Consider the following 26,287-nt stretch of genomic DNA (forward strand, 5'->3'; position numbering starts at 1 on the left):
AGCTTCCGACGCGGGGTTCGGGACTAAAAAGAATTGGCGCGCCCACCACTACGGACACGATCCAGACCGTAGGCTATGGACATGGCCAAGATGACAACAGCCCAGCATGTGGAATCCATCAGCGCAGGTTATGCCTTTGACGGTTTGGCGGTGAATCTGGGGGCGGCACTGGTCGATGGGCAGGTCTTCCCCGTTGCGCAGGTCCGTTTGCCGCTGCGGATGATGAACCGGCACGGATTGGTGGCGGGAGCCACCGGAACCGGCAAGACCATTACCCTGCAATTGATGGCCGAACAGCTTTCCGCCCACGGCGTTCCGGTGTTCCTTGCAGACATCAAGGGGGATCTCACCGGCCTCTCCACACCGGGCACGGCCACGGAAAAACTCACGGAACGCACCGCGTCGGTCGGCATGAAGTGGCAGGCCAAGTCCTTTCCCGTCGAGTACTACGCCTTGGGCGGCGACGGGCAGGGAACCCCGATCCGCGCCACGATCTCCTCATTTGGCCCCCTGTTGCTATCGCGGATCATGGAGTTGAACGAGACCCAGGAATCCTGTCTGCAGCTGATCTTCCACTACGCCGACACCAAGGACCTGGAACTCCACGACCTGAAGGACCTGCGCGCGGTCATCCAGCACCTGACCAGCGACGAGGGCAAGGACGAACTTGAGGGCCTCGGTGGCGTGTCCAAGGCGACCGCCGGCGTCATCCTGCGCGAGCTTGTCACCCTGCAGGCCCAGGGCATGGAGTCCTTCTTCGGCGAACCGGAGTTCGACACCGCAGAGCTCCTGCGACAGGCTCCCGACGGCCGCGGGGTCATCAGCATCCTGGAGCTGCCGACCCTGATGCAAAAGCCGCTGCTCTTTTCCACCTTCATGATCTGGCTGCTGGCGGACCTCTTTGCCGAACTGCCGGAGGCCGGAGACCCGGAGAAGCCCAAGCTGGTGTTCTTCCTCGACGAGGCACACTTGCTCTTCAACGGGGCATCCAAGGCCTTCCTGACCTCGATCACGGCCACCGTCCGGTTGATCCGTTCCAAGGGCGTCGGCGTGTTCTTCGTGACCCAGACTCCCAAGGACGTTCCCGGCGACGTGCTGGGACAGCTGGCCAACCGGATCCAGCACGCGCTGCGTGCCTTTACCCCTGATGATGCCAAGGCGCTGAAGGCAACCGTCTCCACGTTCCCCACCAGCGACTACGACCTGGACGAGGCGCTGACGCAGGCGGGCACCGGTGAAGCGGTGGTTACCGTCATGAACGAGAAGGGCGCACCCACCCCGGTGGCCTGGACTCGCATGTGGAGCCCTGAATCAACCATGGGCCCCTCCTCCCCGGACACGGTATCCGGAATCATCGCTTCCTCGGCCCTGATGCAGGTTTACGGCACCAGCGTGGACCGTGAATCCGCCTACGAGAAGATCAACGGAACCAGCACCGAGGCCACGGCCGCACCGGTGCCCACCGGAGGGTCGGTCGCCGCCAGGGTCCCCGGCCCCGGCCAGAGCCAGGCGGACATCGATGCGGCGGCACGGAACATCGAGGAATCCATCCTGGGACGCCCGTCCTCCCTCCCGAATTCGGCTCCGCAGCCGGGCGCCTCGGACTACACCATGCCCGAACCGCCGGTGGCCACCACGGGCTCCCCCAAGCGGAAGACCAAGGCCCCCGCCCCGGCGCAGAATCCGGACAATCCGCTGCTTGACATGGCTTTACAGGCGGCGAACATTTTTGGCCGGGAGATGCTCCGCGGCATGTTCGGCACCAAGCGGAGGCGTCGCCGCTAGGAAGGGTTGCGCAAACGGCGCGATTTTCCCGGTAGCCTTGGATTCAATGAGCGAACGTTTATCACCCACAAGGGTCGCTGCCATCTGGGCGGCGGCCCTTGTGGTGCTGGCCGTAGTTGCAGTTTCCGTCATCGCCCTGGTGAACCAGAGGGTGTTTGGGCCCGCCCAAATGGTCAAGACACTCCACTCCCACCTCGTCAACGGCGAAGGCGCCCGGGCATTGGGGCTGCTGAATGCCAAGGTGCCACCGGGCAATGCCCTGCTTCTCGACGGGGAGGGCCTGAAGGCGGCCAGTGCCGACATCAAGGATTTCACCGTCGGCGAGCCCGAGGAGATCCCCGGGGCCGAAGACACCGTCAAGGTGGTGGCAAGCTACTCGGTCCATGGGGTCGAGCAGCAGACCTCCTACCAGTTGCGGAACGCCGGCAACCGTTGGATGTTCTTCGATGAGTGGGAATTCATTCCCACGACTCTTCCCACCGTGGCGATCTCGGCAAACACCACCAATGAAGTCGTCGTGAACTCGCGTCCTGCACCGCTGGTCAAGGGCCGGGCCACGGTTCCGGTCTTTGTGCCGGCGGTCATTGACACCAGTTTTGCGACGCCCAATTTCGCGGCTGACTCACGCGGCCTTGCCGTCACCGACTTCGCGAAGAAGGACACTGCCGTGAAGTTGCGGACCCAACCCACCAAGAAGTTGCAGGACGAGGTCAACAAGCAAATCAATGCATACCTCGATGGCTGCGCCGAGCAGCAGGTACTCATGCCTGCGGGCTGCCCCATGAGCTACTCCACCACGGCGCGGGTGCAGTCGGACTCCATCCACTGGAGCATCCTGAGCTACCCGCCCGCCGAGATCGTTTCCTTTGACGGCGGCTGGGCCCTGCGCCCGCTGACGGTCAAGGTCCGCCTGGAACTCACCGAGCAGGACCTGCGCACCGGCAGGTACACCGAACAGACCATCGACAACGACTTCGGATTCACCGCGTCACTCAGGGCCAACACCACCAAGGTCAGCGTCACGCCCGTCTCCAGCGAGTAACGGCCGCGTCGCCCGGTCCGGCCCCCAGTGGACTACCGTCCGAGCGCGGGGACCAGGGCGCGGGCCCTGGCCCTGTGCCGGGCCGGGGCCCCGGCTGGCTTGCCAGGGGTCGCCCGCGACCTGCGCACCACCAGGGCAACGGCAATGAGCCCGGCAACCAGGGACAGCACGGCGCCGCTGCCGACCGACCAGCGGGCGCCGAATTCCGTGCCCAACCAGCCCACCAACGGGGCGCCCAGGGGCGTTCCCCCCTGGACCACCATCATGTAGAGCGCCAGGACGCGCCCCCGGTAGGCCGGATCCACGGAGAGCTGGATCATGGTGTTGGCGCTGTTCAGGAATGTCAGCGAGGCCAGGCCCACCGGCACCATCATCAGCGCGTACCAGAGGAAACTCGGCATGAAGCTGGCGATCAGTGCCGTGGCGCCAAAGCCAACGGCGCCACCCAGCAGGTAGCGCATGCGCGGCCTTCCCCTCCGGGCTGCCAGCAGGGCCCCGGCGAGTGTGCCGATGGCCATGATGGTTCCCAGCAAGCCGAATTCCCCGGCACCGACGTGGAAGACGTCGGTGGCCATCATGGCGTTGGTCAGCTGGAAGTTCAGGCCGAAGGTGGCCACGACAAAGGCCAGGCCAAAGATCAGCAACAGGTCGGGGCGCTGGCGCACATAGGCCACGCCCTCCCGGATCTGGCCCTTCCGGCGGGCCACCAGGGTGGTGGGCTGGAAGCGCTCCTTGCGCATCTTGGCCAGGGAGAAGATCACCGCACCGAAGCTGGCGGCGTTGATGAGGAATGCCGGTCCGGTCCCGAAGACGGCGATCAGCATCCCGGCGACGCCGGGGCCGGCCAACCGGGCCAGGTTGAACGAGGCACTGTTCAACGCCACGGCGTTGGGCAGGTCGCTTGTCGGAACCAGTTCGGAGACTAAGGCCTGGCGGGCAGGGGCGTCGAAGGCGCTTGCCACGCCCAGGCCGAGGGCCAGCAGGTAGACATGCCAGAGCTCGGCCGCCCCCGTAAGCACCAGCGTGCCCAGCAGCACGGCAAAGAAGCCCATGGCCGATTGGGTGACCAACAGCAGCTTGCGCTTGTCCATGCGGTCCGCGAGTACCCCGGCAAACGGGCCAAGGAGGAGGATGGGGAGGAATTGCAGGCCGGTGGTGATGCCGACGGCGGTACCGTCGTGGTCGGTCAGGATGGTGAGCACCAGCCAGTCCTGGGCCACACGTTGCATCCAGGTGCCGATGTTCGAGACCAGGGCACCGGCGGTCCAGAGGCGGTAGTTCGGGTTTTTCAGGGCGCTGAACATCCGACTCACTTGGCGCTCATTTCCTGCAGCAGGGCGGCTGCCCGTTTCAGTGTCGCCCGGTCCTCGGCACCGAGTGTTTCCACGCGACGCGCCAGCCAGGCGGTGCGCTGGCGGCGGGCCGCCTGGAGAGCGACCTTCCCCTCGGTGGTGGGCTCAACCAGCACCTGGCGCCCGTCTTGTTCGCTGGCCGTGCGGGTGACCAGCCCCGCCTCCAGCAGGGACTTCACGATGCGCGTCATGGACGGTGCGGCGACCTGTTCGCGGGCGGCCAGCTCGCCGATGGTGTGCTGCTCGTTTCCCAGGCCCGCGAGCACCGAATACTGGGCGGCGGTGAGCGTCTCGGAACTGGATTCCAGACGCAGGCGGCGGGATGTCTTCATCACGGCCACCCGCAGTTCGGCGGCCAGGTCGCCGGTGCCGCCGGCATCGGCGGGGGTTGTTGGTGCGGGTTTCGGGGCGTTGTTGGTTGCGTTCACTTGATCCGGGCGAGCCACGGACCCTCCTTCAATGCGCCGGGCGACCCCGGCGTCTTTGGTTTCGACCTCGTTAGTTTCTTTAGCATTGCTAACGATACTCGGGCCGAATTCTCCCCGCCATGACGCGCCTCACCGAAGGCGTTTCGGGGCGGGTGAGATGCCCCACTTTCGCCGCCATCTCCAGACGGCACGAGGCCCGTCCCCCGGAAAGGGAACGAGCCTCGTGCAGTGGTCGTGGGGCAGCCGGCTAGGTGTCCAGGCCGCGCAGGTCCAGGACCAGTTCGCTTTCGCCCTCGGCATCCAGGATCACCGGGATGCCCCAGTCCTGCTGGTACAGGTGGCAGGCGGCGTGCATCGGGATCTCGCCACCGGGCTCGCCGTCGCAGGCGGCCGCGCGGGCGGTGATGTGCAGGACGCCCTCGAGGACCTCGGGGTTCAATTCCAGGGTCCGGGTCAGCCCGGTCGAGGTGCCGCCGCCGGACAGCAGCAGCTCCTCCGGGGAGGAAGAGATCTTCAGCTGCGTGGGATCGCCCCAGCGGTCATCGAGCTTCTGGCCCTTGGGTGCGGAGAAGCGCACGGTCAGCGCGTGCTCCCCCGCGGTGACCTTGGTCTTGGGACGCTGGGTCTGGCTGGCACCCTCGTCTACGAGAAGGGCCTCGGCAGGCAGCGGCAGGCGAACCAGCTGGTGGCTGTTGGTCTCCACGACCAGCAGCACCGGTTCACCGTCCACCGAGGTGTCGAGCTGCACGTCCGCGGGCTCGTTGAGTCCGCGGGCCAGGGTGCTGACGGTGGCGGTTGAGGGGTCGTAGCGGCGCACCGCGCCGTTGTAGGTGTCGGCGATGGCGATCGAGCCGTCGGGCAGCGCCGCGACACCCAGCGGGTGCTGCAACCGCGCAGCGTCCGCGGCTCCGTCGCGGAACCCGAAGTCAAAGAGCCCCGCGCCGATGGCGGTCTCGACGTTGGCCACCGAGCCGTCCTCGGCCAACACCAGGCGGCGCAGTGCGGAGGTCTCCGAGTCGGCCACCCAGATGTTTTCCGCCTTGTCCAAGGCCAGGCCAGAGGACTGGGCGAACCAGCTCTCCGAGGCCGTGCCGTCGGTCAGGCCCTCCAGCCCGGTGCCGGCGAAGACCGACAGGGCCGAGGTCTGGGGGTTGAAGGCGAAGATCTGGTGGGTTCCGGCCATCGCGATGATGACGGAGTCGGTCTTGGGGCTCCACAGCACGTCCCACGGGGAGGACAGCGAGGTGTTCAGCGGATCGTTGCCCAGGTCGCTGAGCCAGGCCTCTTCGTTGTCCTCGCCGACTTCCGAGCGCGCCTGTTCGGCGTCGAGCAGGCGCTGGATGCCGTTGCCTGCCAGCGTGGTGACGACGCCGGTGTCAAGGTTCAGCCCGCGCAGGCGGTGGTTGACGGTGTCGGCGATGACCGCGTGGTAGCCCAGTGCCGCGGCGCGATCGGCCGGGAGCAGAGCCAGCCCCTGGGGTTCGTTGAACTGTGCCGTGTCAGCGTCGCCGTCGGCAAAGCCCTTGGTCCCGGAGCCGAAGGTGCGCACAACGGTGGACAGGTCGTTGCCCAGTTCCACGATGCGGTGGTGGCCGGAGTCGCCGACGAGGAAGTTCCCGTTTTCCAGGGCAACCGCCTTGCCGGGGAAGCGCAGGTCGCCCTCGCGGGCCGGGGGCGCCACGTAGGGGCCGGTGCCGCGGTGCAGCGTGCCCTTGGCGTCGTGCTCGGCGATGAGCTCCTCAACCAGGGATTCCAGTCCGGACGCGTGGCCCTCGCCCGAGAGGTGGGCGACGATGTAGCCCTCGGGGTCAACGACCACCAGTGTCGGCCAGGCACGGGCGGCATACGCCTGCCAGGTGACCAGTTCCGGGTCATCGAGCACCGGGTGCTGGATTTCGTAGCGTTCCACTGCAGCTGCCAGCGCCACCGGGTCGGCCTCGTATTCGAACTTCGGGGAGTGCACGCCCACGGTCACCAGGACATCGGAGTACTTGGCCTCCAGCGGGCGCAACTCGTCCAGCACGTGCAGGCAGTTGATGCAGCAGAACGTCCAGAAGTCCAGGATCGTGATCTTGCCGCGGAAGTCCTCAAGGGACAGCTGCTTCCCGCCGGTGTTCAGCCAATTGCGGCCGACCAGTTCGGAGGCGCGGACCTTGTAGGAGGTGCGCACGGATTCGGTTCCGGTGTTTGTGGACGCTGTCATGTGGGGTACTCCTCGGCTTGTCGGCTGACACTGTGCTGGATTCAATTATCCCGGTTTGCTGCCGGGAGCGGGACATCATGACCTGATGCGACGAACCCGGGTCAGGGACCGTCGCCAGGTGCCTCCTGGACGGGAAGCGCGGGCGGCTAGCCCGCCTGGGCGAGTGCGGCGTTGAGGATCTCGGCAGCCATCTGGCTGAACTCGGGCGCCTCGAGGCCGTCGGCGGCGATAAAGGACACCATTGCCACGTGGTCCCCCTTGGACTTGATCAACACCAGGGCCTGCTGTCGCATTCCCTGGCCCGGCGTGCCGCGCGTCCAGGCGATGGCCGAGTCCGCCGCGCCGGCCTTGAGCTGCGGCTTGGAGGTCTTGAAGGGAACGGTCTCGGTTTCCTGGTGCATGGTCACCGACTTGCACTCCGTCAGCATGGCCAGCACGGTGGCGTAGTGCGCCTCCAGGGCCGCCTTGTCGGTGATCTCGGCGACCTCGACGGAACCGGTGGCGGCGATCTTTTCGGTCAGGAAGTCGGTGCGCGCCCCCTCGCCGCCCATTTGCAGCGGCGACCAGTTCAGCGACTCGATGACGTCCCCGCACTGCGTGGGCAGCACGGCAACCGAACCCCGGTTCTCCTCCGGTGACTTCTTCAGCCCGGCGAGTTCCGTTCCGGAGATCACCCGGGCCTGGTCGAAGCCCAATCGTGCGGCCATGGAGATTCCCGAGGCCACCGACAGCTCGGAGACGTCCAGCTCCGCCGCCGCGCTGGAAGGTGCCGCGGAGGAAGGCGCCGAAGGCGCGGTGCTCAGCGGTGCGTGGCCCTCGGGCAGTTCAACGGCCTGCGGGGATCCGGCACATCCGGCCAGCAACAGGCCCATTGACATGCTCAGGGCAAGGGCGCGCAGCGCACCCGTCTTGGTCCTAGCGGCCACGGCGCGCAATCTCCTCGTCTCGCTTTTTCAATTGGGCAAACATGTCGTTGTAGGCGTTCAGTTCCGCTTCGTTGTCCCGGTCGGCCTGCCGGTCCTTGCGCTTGGATTCCTTGGAATCGTCCCGGTTCCAGGACACCATGACACCCAGGGCCAGTAGCAGTGTGGGGATCTCCCCGATCCCCCACATGGCCCCGGCGCCCAGCCGTTGGTCCTCCAGCGCGTCCTCGCCCCAGGTGCGTCCCATGTTGCCGAACCAGTCGGCCTGCATCAGCGAGGTGGAGCTCATGATGGAGACCCCGTAGAAGGCGTGGAAGCTCATGGTAGCCAGCAGGATCACCAGGCGCAGCGGGTAGGGCGCGCGACGCGGCACCGGGTCGGTGCCGATCATGGACAGGGCGAAGAGGTAGCCGGTGATCAGGAAGTGCACGTTCATCAATTCGTGGCCCACGTGGTTGCGCAGGGCGAAGCCGAAGATGTCGGTGCCGTAGAAGATGATGATGGATCCGGCGAAGTTGGCGGCGGCGAAGATCGGGTTGGTGACCAACGCCGAGAACTTCGAGTGGACCAGCACCAGGATCCATTCGCGCGGTCCGCGGGTGCCGTCGGAGCGCGAGGACAGGGCCTTCAGTGCCAGGGTGACGGGCGAGCCGATCACCATGAACAAGGGCGCGACCATGGTCAAGGCCATGTGGTCGACCATGTGCACGGAGAAAAGGATTGTGCCGTACACGGCCAGGGCGCCGGAGGTGAAGTAGAACAGGCAGGCCAGACCCACCAGCCAGGAGATCGTGAGCAGGAGGGACCACTTGTCGCCCCGGCGGCGCACCGTCACCACGGCCCACAGGTAGGCGACGGCCAGGAAAATCACAATGGCGATCCAGAGCCAATCGAAGCGCCAGACCTGCAGCCAGCTGGCGCTGGTGAGCTCGGGGGGAAGTTCGTATCCGGTCAGCAGCCGGGCGGGGGTCGGCAGTTCCGGCGCGGTTTCCGGGGTTGGGGGTGCGGTGCGGGCCAGCACGGTGGCCAGTGCCATGACGGCGGCCATGACAATGGTTTCGGCAGCCACCACCAGCCATGCGGCGCGCGTGGCCTCCAGCTTCCCGGACCGAAGCGCCGGGATCACCCGGCTGCGGTGGGCAAGGCCCAGCGCCCCCAGGGCAAGGGTGGCCCCGGCCTTGGCGATCACGATCAAGCCGTAGGGGGTCATCCACTGGTCCCAGCCGGAGATGCGGATCGAGGCATTGACGACTCCGGAACCGGCGACCAGGACGATGGAGATGGTGGCCAATGCCGAGAAACGCTGCAGCACGGTGCCGGCCAGGATGGGCCGGGTGCCCGAATGGCGCCCCGGGGCCTTGGAGGCCAGCAGCGGTGCCAGAGCGGCCAGCACGACGATGCCGCCGAACCAGAGGCACACGCCTACCAGGTGCAGCATGATCGAGTTGACCGCGCCCCAGTGGTCGTCGCCGCCCGCGGCGTGTCCGATCAGCGACATCGGGAGGACTCCGGCCAGGGAGAAGACGGCGGTGGCACCGACCCATGACGGGGACCTCACGCCAAAGGCCAGCGACGAGGTGATCGCGGCAATCACGATCATCCAGGCCCATGCCCGGCCCACGGAAATATTCAGGACGTAGTCGAGCATCGCGGATGTGTAGCTCGGGTCGGTGCTCATGGGCTTGCCCACGAGGTCCCAGAAGGTGAAGACCAGCACCGCCGCCGCGGAAACCGTCCAGAGCAATCCGGCGGCGGCGGCCAGGTTCATGGCGCGGGCAAAGGCCGGGTGGACTTCGCCGCCATCGGTGTCCTGTTCACCCGGTGCAGGGCGTTTGGGCTTGGTGGAACGCGGCAGGATGGTTGCGGCAAAGACCAGGGCGGCGACGGTGATGGCCATCGAGGAGTGGTGCAACGCCTTGGCCGCAGGGAGGGCCCACCGAACCAACGGACCGGGGTCCCCCAGCTCGCTGGCCGTTGCGGTGCCGGCAAAGTAGCTGGCGGCGACGAGCACCAGCACGCCGACCAGCAGCGCCGGAAGGGTCAACAGGGGCCAAAGCGGCCCCGTGGGGGTCGCCGCCTGCGCCCGGGAGGCCGTGGCCTGCGTGTTCCGTGACTTGTTCACAATGTCCTTTCAGCGTCCTGCCGCTTCATTCTCCCACCGATTGGCAGAAGCCGAGGGACCAGGGTGGCCTGTGCCACCCCTGGCCCTCCGGCCGCTGCCCGGCGCATGCGGCTCCGGTACCGCACACGCCGGCTACTTTTGCCGGCGGACCTTGAGCAGCACCAGGACGATCATGCCGATGCCGGCAAGTGCGAGGATGGTCCAGATGAGGCCGGCGGGCATGCCGGCCAGGGGCTGGCTGTCATCGGAATCCTCTGTGGCCTCGACAGGTGCGGGTGCTGCCGCAGGCGGGCTGGCGTTCGCGCCCTCGGGTGCGGAGCTGGCGACCTCCGCGGGGTCGTTGATCTCGAAGTCAATGTCCTTGGCGATCGGGTGGCCGTCGGAGGACACCACGCGGGCCACCAGCGTGTAGCTGCCGTTGGTCAGCGGGGCCTCCGGAGTCACCGTGACGTCTCGGCGGTCGACGTTGAATGTCGTCCCGACCTTTTGACCGTCCGCCGCTTTCAGTTCGAGAATCGTGCCGATCTTCTTGATGTCACCGCTGAAGGTAAGCACGAGTGATGTTGGTGCGCTCTTCAGCACGTCGCCGGAGGCAGGAGTCGAAGAGATCAGTTCGTCGTGCGCCTGGGCACTTGAGACCCCAATGAAGGTCATCAGGCACAGCAGCACTGCGGCAAAGATGACGCCAATTCGGGTAGCCGTTCGTGGGGTTTGGATTGCATCGGTCATGGGTCTTGTGGTCCTGTCCTTCGCGGCAGCTATGCGCCGCGCTTGTGGTCTGGGGCTTCTACGAGAAGGCGAAAGCGGGACCACCGGGAGGACCTCGGCGATGCAAGGCAGGCCGCAACACGTCCCTGAGGACCGGGGACTGGTAGGCGACGCCGAGCAACGGCTGTTTGCCGCTTGCGGACGGCAGGCCGCCAATGAAGAGGATCCGTCGCGGCACGCGTAGGGACACTGCCTCGGCAAATGCACGAACCGCCATTTCGCCCCGGCGCAGGGCGGCAATGGTCAGCAGTGCAGCGACCAGGTGGGCGACGGGCATCAACCAGGGATGGGAGGCATCACCAGTGCCTGCGCCTGCCAATGACGGACCGACGACCAGATCCATTTCGTGTGCCGCATGTCCGGCGAGGCCGGTGGACTCATGGAGCAATCCGGAGGGCTGGTGTCGGTGCCCGAAAAGGGCGAAAGCCCCATGGTAGGCACCCTGGCTCAATGCCACGGCCAGGACGGTGCGCAACAACGAGATCCCGCTCGAGGACAACGCCGTGCAGATGGCCGCGCTGATGCAGAGCAAGAGTCCGAGAATCGGCAGCGGCGGCAGGGCACCGTCGACCAAGGTGTGGGAGGCAGCTGCAAGGCAGGTGCATAGAAGTGCACCAATCCAGCCACGCAGTATGCGCAGGCCTTGAATCTTCATGCCGTGATTCCTCCGCTAGGGAATTTCGAGGTCTTGCCTACAAGTTCCAGCAGACATTCTACGGGTTTCTACTGTACGTAGAACCCGGATTTCGCCGAGGGCTCCCGTTAACGCCAAACCGCCCCCTGGCACCCGGTCGGTGGACCGAGGCTGGAGGCGGTTTGAAAGCTGTTGCGCGGGGCGCAGACTACTTGCCGGTGACGGCAGCCTTCAGCTTCGAGCCAGCGGTCAGCTTGACCGAGTGGCCGGCCGGAATCTGGATGGCTTCGCCGGTCTGCGGGTTGCGGCCGGTGCGTGCTGCACGGTCGGTGCGCTCGACTGCGAGCCATCCCGGGATCGAGACCTTCTCGCCCTTGGAAATCTGGGAAACGAATACGTCGAACACTGCATCCAAAACACCGTTGACGGCTACCTGGGAGTTGCCGGTCTTCTCGGCGACAGCTGCAACAAGTTCACTACGGTTCATAGCCAAAGTATGTCCTCCTGGACTTCTCTTCCCGCCCGTTATCGGCGCGGGTCGCCTCGCGTTCGCGGGGACTTCTGTGTGAGAACTTACCAAATCTTCCTGCGCGAAACGCCCGATTTGGGCCGAATTCCCGGGAAATTTTTGAACTTTGGCAGGTTTTTCGCTGTCAGCGGTAGATTTTTCCCTAAAAGAGAGACGAACAGCACGCTTGGGCACCGAGAGGGGTTCAAGCAGGTCTGTCACCCCCAGCGACCGTTTACTGTCCTTTAGCCGACCAATTTCCGGTGTGGTTTGCCCCGCCGGGATCGAATCATGGGCGATACCAGGCCCTAGCCGAGCAGGGAATTTCCGGTGGCGGATTCGGCCGCGAACCAGATGGCTTTCGCCGCGTCCCGGTTCGTGGTGATGGATGCGGGCCTGGCCACTGTTGGGCCACCCTTGACCCAACCCCGCGGACCGTAAAACACTGGTCCCGGCAGCTCGAAAGCCTTGGGGTCCAGGGACGCCCGAACGATGGGCCAGGCGCCGCGGTCCTTGCCCTGGGTGAAGGGCGCCTGGAGCGTATCGCCGGTTCGCTTCAGAATGCCTGGCTCATTGATCCCGGCAACAGCGGGGGTGCGCCCGGAAATCGAATAGCCGGGATGCGCGCACAGTGCACGGATGCTGCTCGACGCCAGCTGGAGTCGTCGGTCGAGCTCGAAGGCAAAGGACTGGACCATGATCTTGGATTGCGCGTAGGCACGCCACGGCGAATAGTTTTCCAGCAACTGCGGATCGTCAAGGTACGGGCGAACCAGCCGTGTCGACAGCGATCCAAGTGTCACCACGCGGGCGGCGCCTGCCCGTTCCAATGCAGGCAGAAGTCCGGCGACCAAGGCAAAGTGGCCGAAGTAGTTTGTCGCTGCCACCAGTTCCAGTCCATCCACGCTGCTCCGGCGCGTGCGCGGAGTGTGGACCATGCCGGCGTTGGCAATCAGGACATCCAGATGTGAGAGACCGTTGAGCATCTTGGCCGTGTTGGCCACGGAATCGAGGCTGGATACATCGAGCTCGACGGTGCGAAGATTTGCTTCGGGCACCCGGGCTCGGATGGCCTTGGCAGCGATTTCGGCCTTGCCGGTGTTGCGGCACGCCATGATGACCTCGGCGCCGCGCTGGGCGAGCTGGAGGCTGCTCCAAAAGCCGATTCCGGCATTCGCCCCGGTAACCAGAATCCGCATCCCCGATGCATCGCCGGCCTGTGCCTCGGTGTCCATCAGTGGTGCGGCCCGATTCGGGTTCGTATCTGTGGTTTGATTCTTGCTCATGATTTCCAAAGCTACAGCCTGCCTTCCATTCGGCCGGCGTTGCGGCGTGGTTGATGCCGCCCACCCTCTCCTCGGCGCAGGGGGGGCAACAGCCCGAAAGCCCCGACCACAGGTCCTGCAAATCTCACCATGGTTCTTCGTTGCCCCGTTGTCTTGGCCTCGATAGTCTTGGCAACGAACCGTTCTGGAAGGCTGGCACTACACATGTCCCGACGCAATCTTGAGGAAAACAGCGAGGCCTCGCTGCGTTCGGCCCGTTACCGATCGGAACGTGAAAACGCCGAAGAACACATACCCGCCGATGAATACGCCCGGCGGACCGGGAAAACATTTGGCGACACTGAGGACTCGACATCGACCATCCCGCAGTTCCACGCCGACGACGATGTTTGGGAGGTCGCCAACAGCGCCCTCGATGCAGCTTTTGCACGGGGCGAATTCGACAACCTTGCATACGCCGGCAAACCCATACCCGGCCTGGGCACCTCAACGGACCCCGATTGGTGGGTCAAGGGACTTATTGAGCGAGAGCACATCAGCGGCCTCGGTCCCCCTGCCTTGATGCTGCGAAAGGAAGACGAAGAGCTTGAGTCGACGCTCGACCAGCTGGCCGGCCAGACCGCCGTGCGCGAGCTGCTGGAGGACTTCAACGCCCGTGTCATCGAGGCACGCCGCCAACTATTGGGCGGTCCTCCGGTAATCACTCCCCTACGGGACGTCGACGCCGAAATCGCAGCCTGGAAATCACGGCGAAACGCCGATGCAGGGACTGATGAGACGCCGGAGGTGCGCCCGCGTGCCTTCTGGCTCGGTCGATGGCTGACTACGCGCAAAACGCACTAATCCCGACGTCGCCCGGAGTCAGCCAGCAATAAAGTCGCTGGCCGGTTAAATGGCCAATGGCCCCAACCGAATCGGTTGGAGCCATTGACTGCTTCTGGAATTTACCAGGAAGACTTGGTGATGCCCGGAAGCTCGCCACGGTGTGCCATGTCGCGGAAGCGAACACGGGAGATACCGAACTTCTGGAGGGTACCGCGGGGACGGCCGTCGATGGCGTCGCGGTTGCGAACGCGGATCGGCGATGCGTTGCGGGGCAGCTTCTGCAGGCCCAAGCGGGCCTCTTCGCGTGCCTCATCGGTTGCGTTCGGGTCAACGAGGGTCTTCTTCAAGGTTGCACGCTTTTCGGCGTAACGCTCTACGATGACCTTGCGCTGCTCGTTCTTAGCAATCATGGACTTCTTGGCCATCTTTAGCGCTCCTCTCGGAATTCGACGTGCTTGCGGACTACCGGGTCGTACTTCTTCAGAACCATGCGGTCTGGGTTGTTACGACGGTTCTTACGGGTCACGTAAGTGAAACCGGTGCCGGCGGTCGACTTGAGCTTGATGATGGGACGTACGTCCTTATCCTTAGCCACTAGATCTTCACACCCTTTGCAATGAGTCCGGTTACAACGGCGTCGATACCGCGAACGTCAATGAGCTTGATGCCCTTTGCCGACAGGGTCAGCGTGACGTTACGGCGCAGGGACGGAACCCAGTAGCGCTTCTTCTGGATATTCGGGTCGAACCGACGCTTGTTGCGGCGGTGCGAGTGGGAGATGCTGTGTCCGAAGTTCGGAACTGCACCAGTCACCTGGCATACTGCTGCCATGATCACTCCTCAGTTGTAGTAAATATTGGCGGTACTCGTTGACAGATACAGCGGAAACTGCTGCCTCTGAATCTGCGTATAAGAGTCCCGCCACCAGTTGTGACACCGTTATTACTGCACACTTTGAAGGTAACCAGGCTGGGTGAGAACCAACCGAAGCGCCTTGATTAGCGTGAAAGACGGTGAACCTCGCGGTCGGTGAGTATTTTTCCCTACTCACATAACCGCGATATTCGGTTTTACGGGTAACCGCACAAACCCGATTGGGCATGCACGACTTAACGCCTAATCATTCTAGGCGATTAACACATCGGCAGCCAAATCGACAACAGGCCTTTTAAGCTTCCCTGCATGCGATCTACCTCACTACCGCGGCTGAGTGGGCCACTGCGGGGCAGAATGGCCCGGACGCTCCCTACCGAAGGATCCAGTGTTCGGGGTTCAGCCGGCCGACGAGCTTCCGGCCGATTCGCGCCAATTCAGCGACATCGCGGTCGTCAAGTCCCTGAAAAATCAGCTTTTGCACCGAATCGACGTGTTCGGGGGCCAGGGAAACGACAGTGCCCCAACCTTCGCCCGTGAGCTTGGCAATGGTGACCCGGGCGTCCTCGGCGGACCTGCTGCGCATGACCCACCCGCGCCCCTCAAGCTTCTTGACCACATGCGAGAGGCGCGACAGCGAGGAACTGGTGCGCGATGCAAGCTCGCTCATGGGGAGGATGTGATCGGGTGCCTCCGACAACATGGCCAGCACCGTGTAGTCAAACAGGGTGATCTTTGCCTGGACCTGCAATTCGCTGTCGAGAGCCGCCGGCAACAACGTCGTAACCGACACCAGTGCCAACCAGGCTTCTCGTTCCACGGGCGTCAGCCACTTCGGTTCAGTCATGGGCACTATCCTTCCATAGGCCCCGCCCGCATTCCCCTTTTTCGCCCTTGTCACAAGTGGTTAGTGGCATAAATCGCCCTCCTTGCACCGTCAGCGCGCGGCAAGCGCCTTGCGGCGGCGGTAGGCAATGACCTGGGAGGTCACCACGACCACCAGCGCAAGGATGAACATCGCCGATCCGATCACGTTCGCCTGGGCCGGGATGCCCCGGGTGGCAGAGACGTAGATGAACTTCGGGAAGGTCGAGAAGTTCCCGGAGTTGAAGTTCGTGATGATGAAGTCGTCGAAGCTCATCGCAAACGACAGCAATGCCGCGGCCACGATGCCGGGAACCAATAGCGGGAAGGTCACCTTCCAGAAAGTGGCGAACGGACTGGCGTAGAGGTCGGAGGCTGCTTCTTCCAGGCGCGGGTCCAGCGACGACACTCGCGCCCTAACCGTAACCACCACGAACGACATGCAGAAGATGATGTGGGAAATCACGATGGTGCTGAATCCGAGTTCCCATCCAAGGTTCAGAAACTGGGCCAGGAGGGAGGCGCCGAGCACCACCTCCGGTGTTGCCAGGGGCAGGATGATCAGCAAGTCCGCGGTATTGCGGAACTTGAACTTGTAGCGCACCAGCCCCAGTGCAACGCAGGTTCCGAGAACCGTGGCGAAGATGGTGGCAACCACGCCGATCTGCAGTGAGTTCACCAGCGACTCGCACACGTTGGGCGCACCGCAGGGGTTCTTCCAGTTGTCGAGCGTGAATCCACGCCACTCAAGATTGGTTCGCCCGGCATCGTTGAACGAGAAAACGAAGATGTAGGCAATTGGTACCAGCAGATAGATGAAGGCAAGGCCCCCGGCGACCGGAATGAACCAGCGCCCAAATTTTTGTCTCATGCCAAGCCTTCCTAGAACAGTTCCTTGGTACCGAAGCGCCTGATGTAGATCATGACCAATGCAAGGATCAGGATCATCAGGATGAAGCTCAGCGCCGAGGCCCCGGGGTAGTCGACAACCTTGAAAAAGCGCGAATCGATGATCTGCCCGATCATGGCCGTGTCGCGGTTGTTCCCCAGCAGTGCGGCATTGACGTAATCGCCGGCCGCCGGGATAAAGGTCAGCAGGGTACCGGCAAAGACGCCGGGCATCGACAGGGGCAAGGTCACCTTGAAGAAGGTGGTCAGCGGACTGGCGTACAGGTCTCCCGAGGCCTCCAGGAGGTTGGTGTCCAGCCGGTCCAGGTTCGCGTAGATCGGCAACATCATGAACGGCAGGAAGTTGTAGGTCAGACCGCACACGACGGCGAAAGCGGTGGCGGTGAGGTGGCCGTCCGCCGGCAGGATCGCGATGGCCCGCAGCACCGTCACCACCGGTCCTTCGTCGGAGAGAATCTGCTTCCACGCCTGGGTGCGCAGAATGAAGCTGGAGAAGAAGGGTGCGATCAAAAGCACCAACAGGATCCCCTGCAACAGCTGCCGCCCCCTCAGCCGAACCGCCACGAGATACGCCATGGGGTAGCCGATGACCAAGGCAGCAACGGTTGCGATGAACGCGAAGAGGAACGAGCGCAGGAACACCTCCCAATAGGCGCTGACCACCGTGGCGTAGTTGCCGATTTCGAGTCCCGGAACGAACTCGCCGATTTCGGCTCCCGGCGGCCTGGCGTAGAGCGACATTCCCAGGAGCACCACGACCGGGGCCGCAAAGAACAGGGCCAGGACGACCATGCCCGGAATGATCAGGTACAGGCCGATCCGGCCCTTGCGCCTTTCGGCGAGGATTTCCTCTTCGCTGCGCAGGTCCTGTGGAGGCCTGCTCTTGCGCCGGGGCGAACGGGCAGCCGTGGCGGTCATACCGCGTCCTGCCCTGTTGTGGTCTTCTCTGACCCGTCGAGACCGAAGGAGAATTCCGGTTCCCAGGTCATGCGGACGGTGTCCCCGCGCTGTGCCGGGGCTTGTCCCAGGTTCTGGGAAAACGTGGCGATGGTTCCGATGCCTTGGACCTCCACCAGGTATTCGGTGCTGACCCCGGTGAACGAGGCGTCCAGGACGGAGCCGGTGAGCATGTTGGCGCTGGCCGAGTATTCGTCGGTCACGTTCATCACCCGCATCTTCTCCGGTCGAACGCCCACCACCGCGGCACCATGATGCGACACGGCCCGCTCCTTGGGCATGACCAGCCGGTGGCCCGCCACGTTGACGGCGACGGCGTCGCCGAGGTCCTCGGTGACGGTTCCGGGCATGAGATTGGATTTGCCCAGGAAGTTGGCGACAAAGGCGGTCCTGGGCAGTTCATACAAATCCCGCGGTGCACCCATTTGCTCGATCTTGCCCTTGTTCATCACCGCTACGGTGTCGGCCATGGTCATGGCCTCCTCCTGGTCGTGGGTCACGTGGATGAACGTCAGGCCGACCTCGGTCTGGATGGATTTGAGTTCGACCTGCATTTGCCGCCGCAGCTTCATGTCCAGCGCACCGAGGGGTTCGTCGAGCAACAGGACCGCGGGGCGGTTGACCAGGGCGCGGGCGAGGGCCACTCGCTGCTGCTGCCCGCCGGAGAGTTGCATGGGCTTGCGCGCGGACATGTGGTCCAGCTCCACCATGGCCAGCGCCGCCTTGGCCCGCTCGAGTGAATCCTTGACCCGCTTGCGTTTGAGTCCAAAGGCCACGTTGTCCAGAACGGTCATGTGCGGGAAAAGGGCGTAGGACTGGAAGACCGTGTTCACCTGGCGTTGGAAGGACGGGAGCTTGGTGACGTCCTTGCCACCGATGCTGATGGTGCCGCTGGTGGGCTGTTCCAGGCCGGCGATCATCCGAAGCGTGGTGGTCTTGCCGCAGCCCGAGGGTCCCAGCAGGGCGAAGAACGTACCGCTTGGCACCGTCAGCGTCAGGTCGTCGACGGCGGTGAAATCCGTGAACCGCTTCGTGACATTGCCCAGGTGGAGGTCGGCTCCGGACGAGGCCGTGGGCTGGGTTTGGTCCTTCAGGGTGGTCGTGGTTGTCATTATCGGACGCCAATCACTTGCTGGGACTTGTTGTGGACCGGGGTTTCGGCCATCCCGCGGACTGGTCGCCGGTGCGAGGCCCGGCGGTGTCCGAGGAATGGCATCAAGCGCCGATCGATGTCTGGAACTGGCCGTTGAAATTGGTTTCTTCCTCGGCGCTCAGGGACCTGAACACGTGCGCCTTGGCCAGATCGGACTCAGAGGGGAAGATCAACGGATTGTCCATCAGGCTCGGATCGATTTTTTCCATCGCCTCCTTGGCGCCCTGGACCGGGGAAATGAAGTTCACGTAGGCAGCCACCTGGGCCGCGATCTCCGGTTCGTAGTAGTAATCCATCAGCTTTTCGGCATTGGCCTTGCGGGGGGATGCCACGGGAACCATGAGGTTATCGCTCCACAGCGTTCCGCCTGCCTCCGGGAGCACGAACTCCCACTGGTCGTCGTTCTCGAAGTTCATCTGGGTGATGTCGCCACTCCAGACTATTCCGGCAATCGCGTCCCCGGAGATGAAGTCTTCCTTGTAGGAGTTACCCTTGACCTGTCGGATCTGTCCGTTGGCGATTTGTTGGGAGAGCACGTCGGTGGCGGCCGCGAATTCGGTGTCTCCCCAGCCGCCGGCGATGTCCACTCCGTTGTCGAGCATCAGCAGGCCCATGGTGTCGCGCATTTCATCGAGTACGGTGATGCGGCCCTTGAGGTCAGAATTCCACAGATCTGAGACCGTCCGAAGGCCCTTGGGGTACTTTGCCTTGTTATAGGCAATGCCCGCGTAGCCGCTTTGCCAGGTCAACGAGTTCTTGCGCCCCGGGTCGAAGTCGACTTCCTGCAAGCTCGGCAGCAGGTTCTTGATATTGGGGATGTTCGCCTGGTTCAGCTCCTGCGTGAACCCTTGGCGAATCACGCGGCCCGCCATCCAGTCGGTCAGGGTCATGATGTCCTGCCCGATGTCCTGCCCGGCGACGAGCTGCGCCTGGACCTTGCCGTAATAGGAATCGTTTCCGTCGATGTCCTCGGCGTAGTTCACCTTGATTCCTGTGCGCTTGGTGAAGTCCTCCAGCGTCGGATAGTTCTTGGCTTCATCGTCGTAGTCCAGGTAGAGGGTCCAGTTGGCCCAGAAGATGTTCTTGTCGCTTTGGGACAAGTCGCTCACTGCGGGGGCGCTACTCGCGGTGCTACTTCCCGTGCCTCCGGTTCCGCAGGCGGCCAGGAAGGCCGCGAGGCCAAGGCCCCCGGCACCGGCCAGCAACTTGCGTCGCGAGAGCTGGATTCTTTGCGCCTGCTGGACCAGGGCCCGTACCGCTGGATCCCTGGGCAGCTCACGCTGCTTCTGCTTGGACATACTCGGATTCCCCTTCAACTGGGCAGCGCCTTCCCTTGACGCGCAGTGGGTGATCGTGACCCCAGTCACGCTCGACTCTTGACATGGATCATGTCAGGAATCATCTGTGCTGACAATAGTTTTCGTTGACTTACATTTCGAACACGAAGGAAATCAACCGTAAGACGACCCTTCCGCAACTGATTCCTTCGGGTTATGCTCATTCCCAAGCAATGTGGCAGGGGCCACGTCGCGGAGCACGGACACCCGTCTGATCGATCAGGAGGTCGATAGGAAGTGACCCAGTCCCCACCCAACGGAGCATCCAACGGTTTCATCATGGATGAAACCTCCAAGGCCATCATTGAGCAGTTGCAGCAGGACGGTCGCCGTTCCTACGCAGCGATCGGCAAAGCGGTTGGCCTGAGCGAGGCCGCGGTGCGGCAACGGGTCCAGAAACTCGTCGATAGCAAAGTCATGCAGGTGGTTGCGGTCACCGACCCCCTCCAGCTTGGCTTCAAGCGCCAGGCCCTGCTGGGCATTAGGTCCACCGGCGACATCATTGCCACCGCGGATCGGATCGCCGCCCTGCCCGAAGTCGACTACTGCGTTGTGGTGGCCGGTCCCTCGGACATCATTGCCGAAGTCATTTGCGCCAATGACGAGGACCTGCTTCGTATCATCACTGAAATTCGATCCGTGGAAGGGGTACGTGAAACCGAAACGTTCATGTATCTCTCGCTACGCAAACAGGAATATAACTGGGGTACCCGATGAGCATTTCAAGCACCACCGCCAGCACCCCCACCAGCACCACGCCCCTGGGAACCGACCGACAGTCAGCCGCCCGGGACCACCTGTGGATGCACATGGCTCGCCACTCTCCCTTGCAGGGCGGGGCCCGAGTCCCGATCATCACCCGCGGCCAGGGGCACATGCTCTACGACGATGCGGGCAAGAGCTACATCGACGGATTGGCCGGTCTCTTTGTCGTCAACGCCGGCCACGGCAGGGCCGAGCTGGCCGAGGCCGCGGCCAAGCAGGCGGAGAAACTGGCCTTCATGCCCTTGTGGTCCTATGCGCACGAACCGGCCATCGACCTGGCCGAGCGCCTGGCCAACTACGCACCAGGCGACCTTAACCGCGTCTTTTTCACCACCGGCGGCGGAGAAGCCGTCGAATCGGCATTCAAGTTAGCCAAGCAGTACTTCAAGCTGCAGGGAAAACCGGGAAAGCACAAGGTCATTTCCCGCGCTCTTGCCTACCATGGCACCCCGCAGGGTGCTCTGGCCATCACGTCGTTGCCGGACATGAAGACACCGTTCGAGCCGCTGGTGCCCGGGACCTTCCGGGTGCCGAACACCAACTTCTACCGCGCCCCGGAGCAGTTCGCCGACAACGAGAAGGACTTCGGGCTGTGGGCCGCCGAGCGCATCCGCGAGGCGATCGAGTTCGAGGGGGCGGATTCCGTAGCGGCGGTCTTCCTTGAACCGGTGCAGAACTCCGGCGGCTGTTTCCCGCCGCCGCCGGGCTACTTCCAGCGGGTGCGCGAAATCTGCGACGAGTACGACGTGTTGCTGGTCTCTGACGAGGTCATCTGTGCCTTCGGCCGCATCGGTTCGATGTTCGCCTGCGACGACTTCGGCTACGTGCCGGACATCATCACCTGCGCCAAGGGCATGACCAGCGGCTACTCTCCGCTGGGTGCCATGATCGCCTCGGAGAAGCTCTTCGAGCCGTTCAAGCACGGGGACACCACGTTCTATCACGGCTACACCTTTGGCGGGCACCCCGTGTCCGCAGCCGTGGCGATGGCGAACCTGGACATCTTCGAGCGCGAGGGCCTGAACCAACGGGTCAAAGACAACGCACCGATCTTCAAGTCCACTCTGGAGAGGCTCAAGGACCTGCCGATCGTCGGCGACGTGCGCGGTGCCGGCTACTTCTACGGCATCGAGTTGGTCAAGGACAAGAAGACCAAGGAGACGTTCAACGACGATGAGTCCGAGCGCCTGTTGCGCGGCTTCCTGTCCACCGCACTCTTTGACGCCGGCTTGTATTGCCGGGCCGATGACCGCGGGGACCCCGTCATCCAGTTGGCACCGCCGCTGACGGTGGGCCCGCCGGAGTTCGATGCGATGGAGTCGATCCTGCGGTCGGTGCTCACCGAAGCGGAGAACCACTTCTAGAAAGTGCTCGGTCATCAGCAGGGGTGGGAGTCGATGGGTTTCATCGGCTCCCGTCCCTGTTCTGCTCCGCTGTACTTTCGCGCCCCCGCCGTCCCTGTCGGCGCCAAGGCCTGGCTACTTAAGTTCGATCTCCACGAACACGAACTCGGATGCCCCGTCGTTGAAGACGTTGTGCTCGCTGCCTGCGACCCTGGTGTAGGAAATTCCCGCCTGCAAGGAATTCACGACGACACCGTCCCTTGTCTCCATACCCAGCTCACCAGTGGACATCGGAACCACGATGTAGTCGGCGGGATGGACGTGCCAGCCGGTCGCCGTTCCCGGGGCGAAACGCCATTCGGTGACGCGTATTCGCTCATTCTCTATCTGGATGGTGGCAGTGGCAGCAGGGCGTGTCATCGTTATCGTTCGCTCTCCATATTTCGGTACTAGCCCAATGTTCAGGTGGAAGCCAGGGGGAATGCCGCGGTTCGCCGGCCCGTAGCCGGGCAAGGCTGACAACAACGCCGCGGCTTGCCTCGCCGCTCTCATTCTGTCTCAATGCCAATGGCCAGGACAAGAAACATGGCCGGGACCCGAAATGGGCAACCGCTCCCGGGGGAAGTAGTCCCGGCCGAGAACGCCGCGACGCTGGTGCAGGTGAACCATTCATCACCGCCATCTGGCTCTCGCTTCGTCGGCTGATGCCGCTCATCATCGTGTTCCTGGCCCCAGGACCCGATGCGTCGCAGAATCAATTCCGGCGATGAGCGACAACAACACGCGCAAGAACAACTCGACCTTTCCCAACTGATTTCACGAAGAAGGGGTCGGGGAGGTTCCTCATGAACTTCCCCGACCCTTGAAATTCCTTTGCGGATGGAAACTCCGGCCGTCGCCGAAGCGGGCGCTAGCTAGGCTCCACGTGCCGATGCAAGCCTGTTCAGCGCCAGTGCGCCGACCAGCAACCCGAAATCGCGCAAGGCGACGTCGAAGAAGCCAGGCAGCACGAGCAGGTTGACGATGATGCCCAGGAGCCAGAGGGCGACGACCAGCGATCCAATCTTGGGGCGCAGCGCGACCAGGATGCCGGCAACGATCTCCACGACACCGACCACGTACATGAACACCTGTGGGCTGACCGGGATGATGTCGGTGGCCAAGGGTGCCAGGTATTGCGTCCAATCGGTGAGGATGTTGGTGAACTTGTCGAGCCCGAAGACGATCGGCGCGACGGTAAAGATGGTTCGCAGGAGCACGAACGCTTGGTGATTGAGCTTGGCGCTGCGTTCGGTTGCAGCACTCACTGTGTGAGTGGCCATGATGTCGGCCCTTCTTTCTAAAGTGATGATGCCTAATTTTAGAAACGCAGTCATCTCTAAGTCAACAGCTACTAGCTTTAGATTTACACTGGAGTCATGAAGTTTCCACCAGGTGATCAAGGGCTCTCGGCCGTGGCCGCGTTGGCGGATCCGGTACGCAAGGCAGTGTACGAATTCGTGCGCACCAGCGAGGCGGCCGTGGGGCGGGACGAGTGCGCCGCCGCCCTCGGATGGCCCCGCAACACCGTGGCCTTTCAGCTGGACAAGTTGGCCGACCAAGGGCTGCTGACCGTGGAGTTCCGCCGACTTAAGGGAAAGGGCGGCCCGGGTTCCGGACGGCCGGCAAAGCTCTACGCGGCCGCGCATCTGGACGTGGCGGCCAGTGTGCCGCACCGCGAATACGCCCTGGCCGCGGATCTCATGGCCAAGGCCATCGAAAGGGCCGGCAGCGAAGACCGGCCGGTCACCACAGTATTGGCGGAGGTCGCGCGGGAAGCCGGACGGGTGATCGGCACCCGCGCAGGCTCACTGAACCAGCTGCTGGCGGATCACGGGTACCGCCCGGAGGTCCGCCGGGACGGCTCCGTCGAGCTCCTCGACTGTCCGTTCCACCACCTTTCGGCAAACCACAGGGACACCGTGTGCTCCATGAACCTCGAGCTGCTAACGGCGGTAGTCGACGGGGCCGAAGCGCCATACCGCGTCTGCCTTGATCCGCCCACGCACCAGCACCACTGCTGCGTGAGGCTGGACCCCCGGGAGTAGTTACCGCATCGGAATTCGACGGCCTCCTAAGATTTCCCCGACCCACACCGCGCGCGGGAAAGGACGCCGAGGGCCCCTATCGGCAACCGATGGCCGCGGCTAGGCTGACATGAATACGTCGGGGCCTGTGAGTCCGCATGGCAGGCCCCTTGTTTTCGACAGGGGAAGCGCCATGAGCATTGACGAAAAGCACTCCGGTGGACGCATCGATGAGAAGGCCGCACGGCAGGTGGCCGAGGCCGCACGCGAGCAGGGATGGGATCGGCCCAGCTTCGCCAAGGGCCTGTACATGGGTAATTTCGATTGGAGCCTGATCCACCCCCACCCACAACCCGACCCCGAGGCCGCAGCACGCGGCGCGGCCTTCATGGTGGCCCTGCGCACGGCCGTCAAGGACTTCGACCCGGGCGTCATTGAACGCGAGTCCCGGATCCCCGACGAATACATCAAGGCCCTGCGCGACGTGGGCGCCTTTGGCATGAAGATTCCCACCCAATACGGAGGCCTGGGCCTGGACCTCGCCGACTACGGCCGGGCGCTGATGCTCTTGGGGACCCTGAGTCCAAGCCTCGGCGCGTTGCTCTCGGCCCATCAATCCATTGGGGTTCCGGAACCGGTGAAGATGTTCGGCACCGAGGAACAAAAACGGGCATTCCTCCCCCGCTGCGCCGCCGGAGCGATTTCGGCCTTCCTGCTGACCGAAAACGACGTGGGATCCGACCCGGCCCGACTGGGCACCACCGCAGTCCTCGCGGACGATGGACAAAGCTACCTCATCAATGGTGCCAAGCTCTGGACCACCAACGGGGTGGTTGCAGAGCTGCTGGTGGTCATGGCCGCCGTTCCGGCCCGCCAACTGCCAGACGGAACCACGGCCCGCGGCGGCATCAGCGCCTTCGTGGTCGAAGCGGACTCCCCCGGAATCGTCGTGGAAAACCGCAACGCCTTCATGGGACTGCGCGGCATCGAAAACGGCGTCACCCGCTTCCACGACGTCAGGGTCCCGGCCGCCAACCGCCTGGGCAAGGAGGGAGCCGGGCTGAAGATCGCCCTGAGCACCCTGAACACCGGCCGCCTGTCCATTCCGGCGATGTGCGCAGGTGCCGGGAAATGGTCGTTGAAGATCGCCCGCGAATGGTCCAACGCCCGCATTCAGTGGGGCAGGCCCGTTGGGGGGCACGAGGCCGTCGGCAAGAAAATCGCCTACATTGCCGCCAGCACCTTCGCCCTGGAGTCGGTCTTCGAGCTTTCCGCGGCCCTGGCCGACGCCGGGATGAAGGACGTGCGCATCGAGGCCGCGCTGGCCAAGCTCTTCTCCTCGGAGGTCTCCTACAAGATCGCCGACGAGCTGTTGCAGATCCGCGGCGGACGCGGCTACGAAACCGCGGCCTCGCAGCGGGCCCGCGGGGAACGCGCTGTACCCGTGGAGCAGGCACTGCGGGACCTGCGCATCAACCGCATTTTCGAGGGCTCCACCGAGATCATGCACCTGCTCATCGCCCGCGAGGCCGTCGACGCGCACCTCAAGGCCGCCGGCGCACTTGCCGACAAGGACTCGGACCTGCAGGCAAAAGCCAAGGCCGCCATGGGCGCCTCCGGCTTCTACGCGAAGTGGCTGCCGACCCTCGCCCTGGGATCGGGGTTGCTTCCCAACTCCTATGCGGAGCACGGAAGGCTTGCCAAGTACCTGCGCTTCATCGAGCGGGCCTCGCGCCGCCTGGCCCGGCACACCTTCGCCGGCATGGCCAAGTGGCAGGCGGGGATGGAACAGCACCAGGCGTTCCTGGGAAGGGTCGTTGACGTGGGGGCTGAGCTCTTTGCCATGGCGGCCTGCATTTCCCGGGTAGAGCTCATGCGCACGCGGGACCCGGCCAACGCGGCCTCGGCCGAGCTTCTGGCGCTGGCGTTCTGCGAACAGGCCGAGCACCGCTGCGAGGCCCTGTTCCGGGACCTGTGGGCCAACAGCGACAAGACCGATCGGAAACTGTCCAAGAAGGTGCTCGCCGGGGACTTCACCTGGTTGGAAAAGGGCATCCTCGATCCCTCGGAGGGCACCGGCGAATGGATCGCTCCCTGGTCCACAGGGAACTTGCCGGACAGGCGGCGCCCCTACGGGTCATAGG

At 63.9% G+C, this 26,287-nt stretch carries 26 protein-coding genes; 7 read left to right on the forward strand and 19 right to left on the reverse strand.

Going from position 1 to position 26,287, the window contains the following annotated elements:
• Positions 1–75: 75 nt before the first annotated feature.
• Together OIU93_RS10245 and OIU93_RS10250 are read left to right on the forward strand one after the other, a co-directional pair.
• The gene (locus tag OIU93_RS10245; RefSeq protein ID WP_372342907.1) at positions 76–1,785 is read left to right on the forward strand and encodes a helicase HerA-like domain-containing protein; all 1,710 of its coding nucleotides are present in this window, start codon (positions 76–78) and stop codon (positions 1,783–1,785) included.
• Positions 1,786–1,831: 46 nt separating this feature from the next.
• Positions 1,832–2,827, forward strand: a complete 996-nt coding sequence (locus OIU93_RS10250; protein ID WP_264269979.1) for a hypothetical protein — start codon at positions 1,832–1,834, stop codon at positions 2,825–2,827.
• 32 nt (positions 2,828–2,859) lie between these two features.
• Here OIU93_RS10250 and OIU93_RS10255 read toward each other — a convergent pair whose 3' ends face one another.
• From OIU93_RS10255 to OIU93_RS10295, 9 genes are all read right to left on the reverse strand, one after another.
• Positions 2,860–4,131 carry an MFS transporter gene (locus OIU93_RS10255; RefSeq protein ID WP_264270103.1) on the reverse strand — a complete coding sequence of 424 codons (1,272 nt, stop codon included), beginning with the start codon at positions 4,129–4,131 and terminating at the stop codon, positions 2,860–2,862.
• A gap of 5 nt (positions 4,132–4,136) precedes the next feature.
• A complete protein-coding gene (locus tag OIU93_RS10260) occupies positions 4,137–4,625 on the reverse strand; it encodes a MarR family winged helix-turn-helix transcriptional regulator (protein ID WP_264269980.1) in 489 nt (162 codons plus the stop codon).
• Between the two features lie 229 nt (positions 4,626–4,854).
• Entirely contained in the window at positions 4,855–6,810 is a 1,956-nt protein-coding gene (locus OIU93_RS10265) for an NHL domain-containing thioredoxin family protein (protein ID WP_264269981.1), read from the reverse strand.
• 146 nt (positions 6,811–6,956) lie between these two features.
• Positions 6,957–7,736, reverse strand: a complete 780-nt coding sequence (locus OIU93_RS10270; protein WP_264269982.1) for a hypothetical protein — start codon at positions 7,734–7,736, stop codon at positions 6,957–6,959.
• Positions 7,726–9,855, reverse strand: a complete 2,130-nt coding sequence (locus OIU93_RS10275) for a bifunctional copper resistance protein CopD/cytochrome c oxidase assembly protein (protein WP_264269983.1) — start codon at positions 9,853–9,855, stop codon at positions 7,726–7,728. The genes OIU93_RS10270 and OIU93_RS10275 overlap by 11 nt, the downstream gene beginning before the upstream one ends.
• Positions 9,856–9,987: 132 nt before the next feature.
• Complete coding sequence (locus OIU93_RS10280; protein ID WP_264269984.1) at positions 9,988–10,584, reverse strand: copper resistance protein CopC; 597 nt, start codon at positions 10,582–10,584, stop codon at positions 9,988–9,990.
• A gap of 58 nt (positions 10,585–10,642) precedes the next feature.
• Complete coding sequence (locus tag OIU93_RS10285; protein ID WP_264269985.1) at positions 10,643–11,278, reverse strand: hypothetical protein; 636 nt, start codon at positions 11,276–11,278, stop codon at positions 10,643–10,645.
• Between the two features lie 187 nt (positions 11,279–11,465).
• Positions 11,466–11,750, reverse strand: a complete 285-nt coding sequence (locus OIU93_RS10290; RefSeq protein ID WP_071212675.1) for an HU family DNA-binding protein — start codon at positions 11,748–11,750, stop codon at positions 11,466–11,468.
• A 323-nt stretch (positions 11,751–12,073) separates the two neighbouring features.
• Positions 12,074–13,051 carry an SDR family NAD(P)-dependent oxidoreductase gene (locus tag OIU93_RS10295; protein ID WP_264269986.1) on the reverse strand — a complete coding sequence of 326 codons (978 nt, stop codon included), beginning with the start codon at positions 13,049–13,051 and terminating at the stop codon, positions 12,074–12,076.
• Positions 13,052–13,255: 204 nt separating this feature from the next.
• Between OIU93_RS10295 and OIU93_RS10300 the strand changes: the two genes are divergently transcribed.
• Complete coding sequence (locus OIU93_RS10300) at positions 13,256–13,894, forward strand: DUF1992 domain-containing protein (RefSeq protein WP_264269987.1); 639 nt, start codon at positions 13,256–13,258, stop codon at positions 13,892–13,894.
• A gap of 101 nt (positions 13,895–13,995) precedes the next feature.
• Here OIU93_RS10300 and rpsN read toward each other — a convergent pair whose 3' ends face one another.
• From rpsN to OIU93_RS10340, 8 genes are all read right to left on the reverse strand, one after another.
• Complete coding sequence (gene rpsN / locus OIU93_RS10305) at positions 13,996–14,301, reverse strand: 30S ribosomal protein S14 (protein ID WP_068733062.1); 306 nt, start codon at positions 14,299–14,301, stop codon at positions 13,996–13,998.
• 2 nt (positions 14,302–14,303) lie between these two features.
• A complete protein-coding gene (gene rpmG / locus OIU93_RS10310; protein WP_007270730.1) occupies positions 14,304–14,471 on the reverse strand; it encodes a 50S ribosomal protein L33 in 168 nt (55 codons plus the stop codon).
• Positions 14,471–14,707 (reverse strand): 50S ribosomal protein L28, encoded by a 237-nt coding sequence (gene rpmB, locus OIU93_RS10315; protein WP_132359223.1) that lies wholly within the window; start codon positions 14,705–14,707, stop codon positions 14,471–14,473. The genes rpmG and rpmB overlap by 1 nt, the downstream gene beginning before the upstream one ends.
• Before the next feature lie 415 nt (positions 14,708–15,122).
• Positions 15,123–15,596, reverse strand: coding sequence for a MarR family winged helix-turn-helix transcriptional regulator (locus tag OIU93_RS10320; RefSeq protein ID WP_264269988.1), 474 nt, complete (start codon positions 15,594–15,596; stop codon positions 15,123–15,125).
• Positions 15,597–15,686: 90 nt separating this feature from the next.
• Positions 15,687–16,484, reverse strand: a complete 798-nt coding sequence (locus tag OIU93_RS10325) for an ABC transporter permease (RefSeq protein WP_264269989.1) — start codon at positions 16,482–16,484, stop codon at positions 15,687–15,689.
• An 11-nt stretch (positions 16,485–16,495) separates the two neighbouring features.
• Positions 16,496–17,440, reverse strand: coding sequence for an ABC transporter permease (locus tag OIU93_RS10330; RefSeq protein WP_264269990.1), 945 nt, complete (start codon positions 17,438–17,440; stop codon positions 16,496–16,498).
• Positions 17,437–18,591, reverse strand: a complete 1,155-nt coding sequence (locus tag OIU93_RS10335) for an ABC transporter ATP-binding protein (RefSeq protein WP_264269991.1) — start codon at positions 18,589–18,591, stop codon at positions 17,437–17,439. Before OIU93_RS10335 ends, OIU93_RS10330 begins: the two co-directional genes overlap by 4 nt.
• Before the next feature lie 103 nt (positions 18,592–18,694).
• Positions 18,695–19,930 (reverse strand): spermidine/putrescine ABC transporter substrate-binding protein, encoded by a 1,236-nt coding sequence (locus OIU93_RS10340; protein ID WP_264269992.1) that lies wholly within the window; start codon positions 19,928–19,930, stop codon positions 18,695–18,697.
• Between the two features lie 318 nt (positions 19,931–20,248).
• On the opposite strand from OIU93_RS10340, the gene OIU93_RS10345 reads away from it, so the two are divergent.
• Together OIU93_RS10345 and OIU93_RS10350 are read left to right on the forward strand one after the other, a co-directional pair.
• Positions 20,249–20,686 carry an Lrp/AsnC family transcriptional regulator gene (locus OIU93_RS10345; protein WP_071213195.1) on the forward strand — a complete coding sequence of 146 codons (438 nt, stop codon included), beginning with the start codon at positions 20,249–20,251 and terminating at the stop codon, positions 20,684–20,686.
• Complete coding sequence (locus OIU93_RS10350) at positions 20,683–22,098, forward strand: aspartate aminotransferase family protein (protein ID WP_264269993.1); 1,416 nt, start codon at positions 20,683–20,685, stop codon at positions 22,096–22,098. Before OIU93_RS10345 ends, OIU93_RS10350 begins: the two co-directional genes overlap by 4 nt.
• Before the next feature lie 114 nt (positions 22,099–22,212).
• On the opposite strand, the gene OIU93_RS10355 is transcribed toward OIU93_RS10350, so the two are convergent.
• Positions 22,213–22,497: a cupin domain-containing protein gene (locus tag OIU93_RS10355; protein WP_264269994.1), complete on the reverse strand. Its 285-nt coding sequence runs from the start codon at positions 22,495–22,497 to the stop codon at positions 22,213–22,215.
• Between the two features lie 494 nt (positions 22,498–22,991).
• On the reverse strand, positions 22,992–23,399 hold the full coding sequence (locus tag OIU93_RS10360; RefSeq protein WP_264269995.1) for a DoxX family membrane protein: 408 nt from the start codon (positions 23,397–23,399) through the stop codon (positions 22,992–22,994).
• Positions 23,400–23,495: 96 nt separating this feature from the next.
• On the opposite strand from OIU93_RS10360, the gene OIU93_RS10365 reads away from it, so the two are divergent.
• Entirely contained in the window at positions 23,496–24,164 is a 669-nt protein-coding gene (locus tag OIU93_RS10365; RefSeq protein ID WP_264269996.1) for a metalloregulator ArsR/SmtB family transcription factor, read from the forward strand.
• A 172-nt stretch (positions 24,165–24,336) separates the two neighbouring features.
• On the forward strand, positions 24,337–26,286 hold the full coding sequence (locus OIU93_RS10370; protein WP_264269997.1) for an acyl-CoA dehydrogenase family protein: 1,950 nt from the start codon (positions 24,337–24,339) through the stop codon (positions 26,284–26,286).
• Position 26,287: the final 1 nt, after the last annotated feature.

It is taken from the genome of Paeniglutamicibacter sp. ZC-3, from assembly GCF_025847175.2.
GTDB classification, from domain to species: Bacteria; Actinomycetota; Actinomycetes; order Actinomycetales; family Micrococcaceae; genus Paeniglutamicibacter; species Paeniglutamicibacter sulfureus.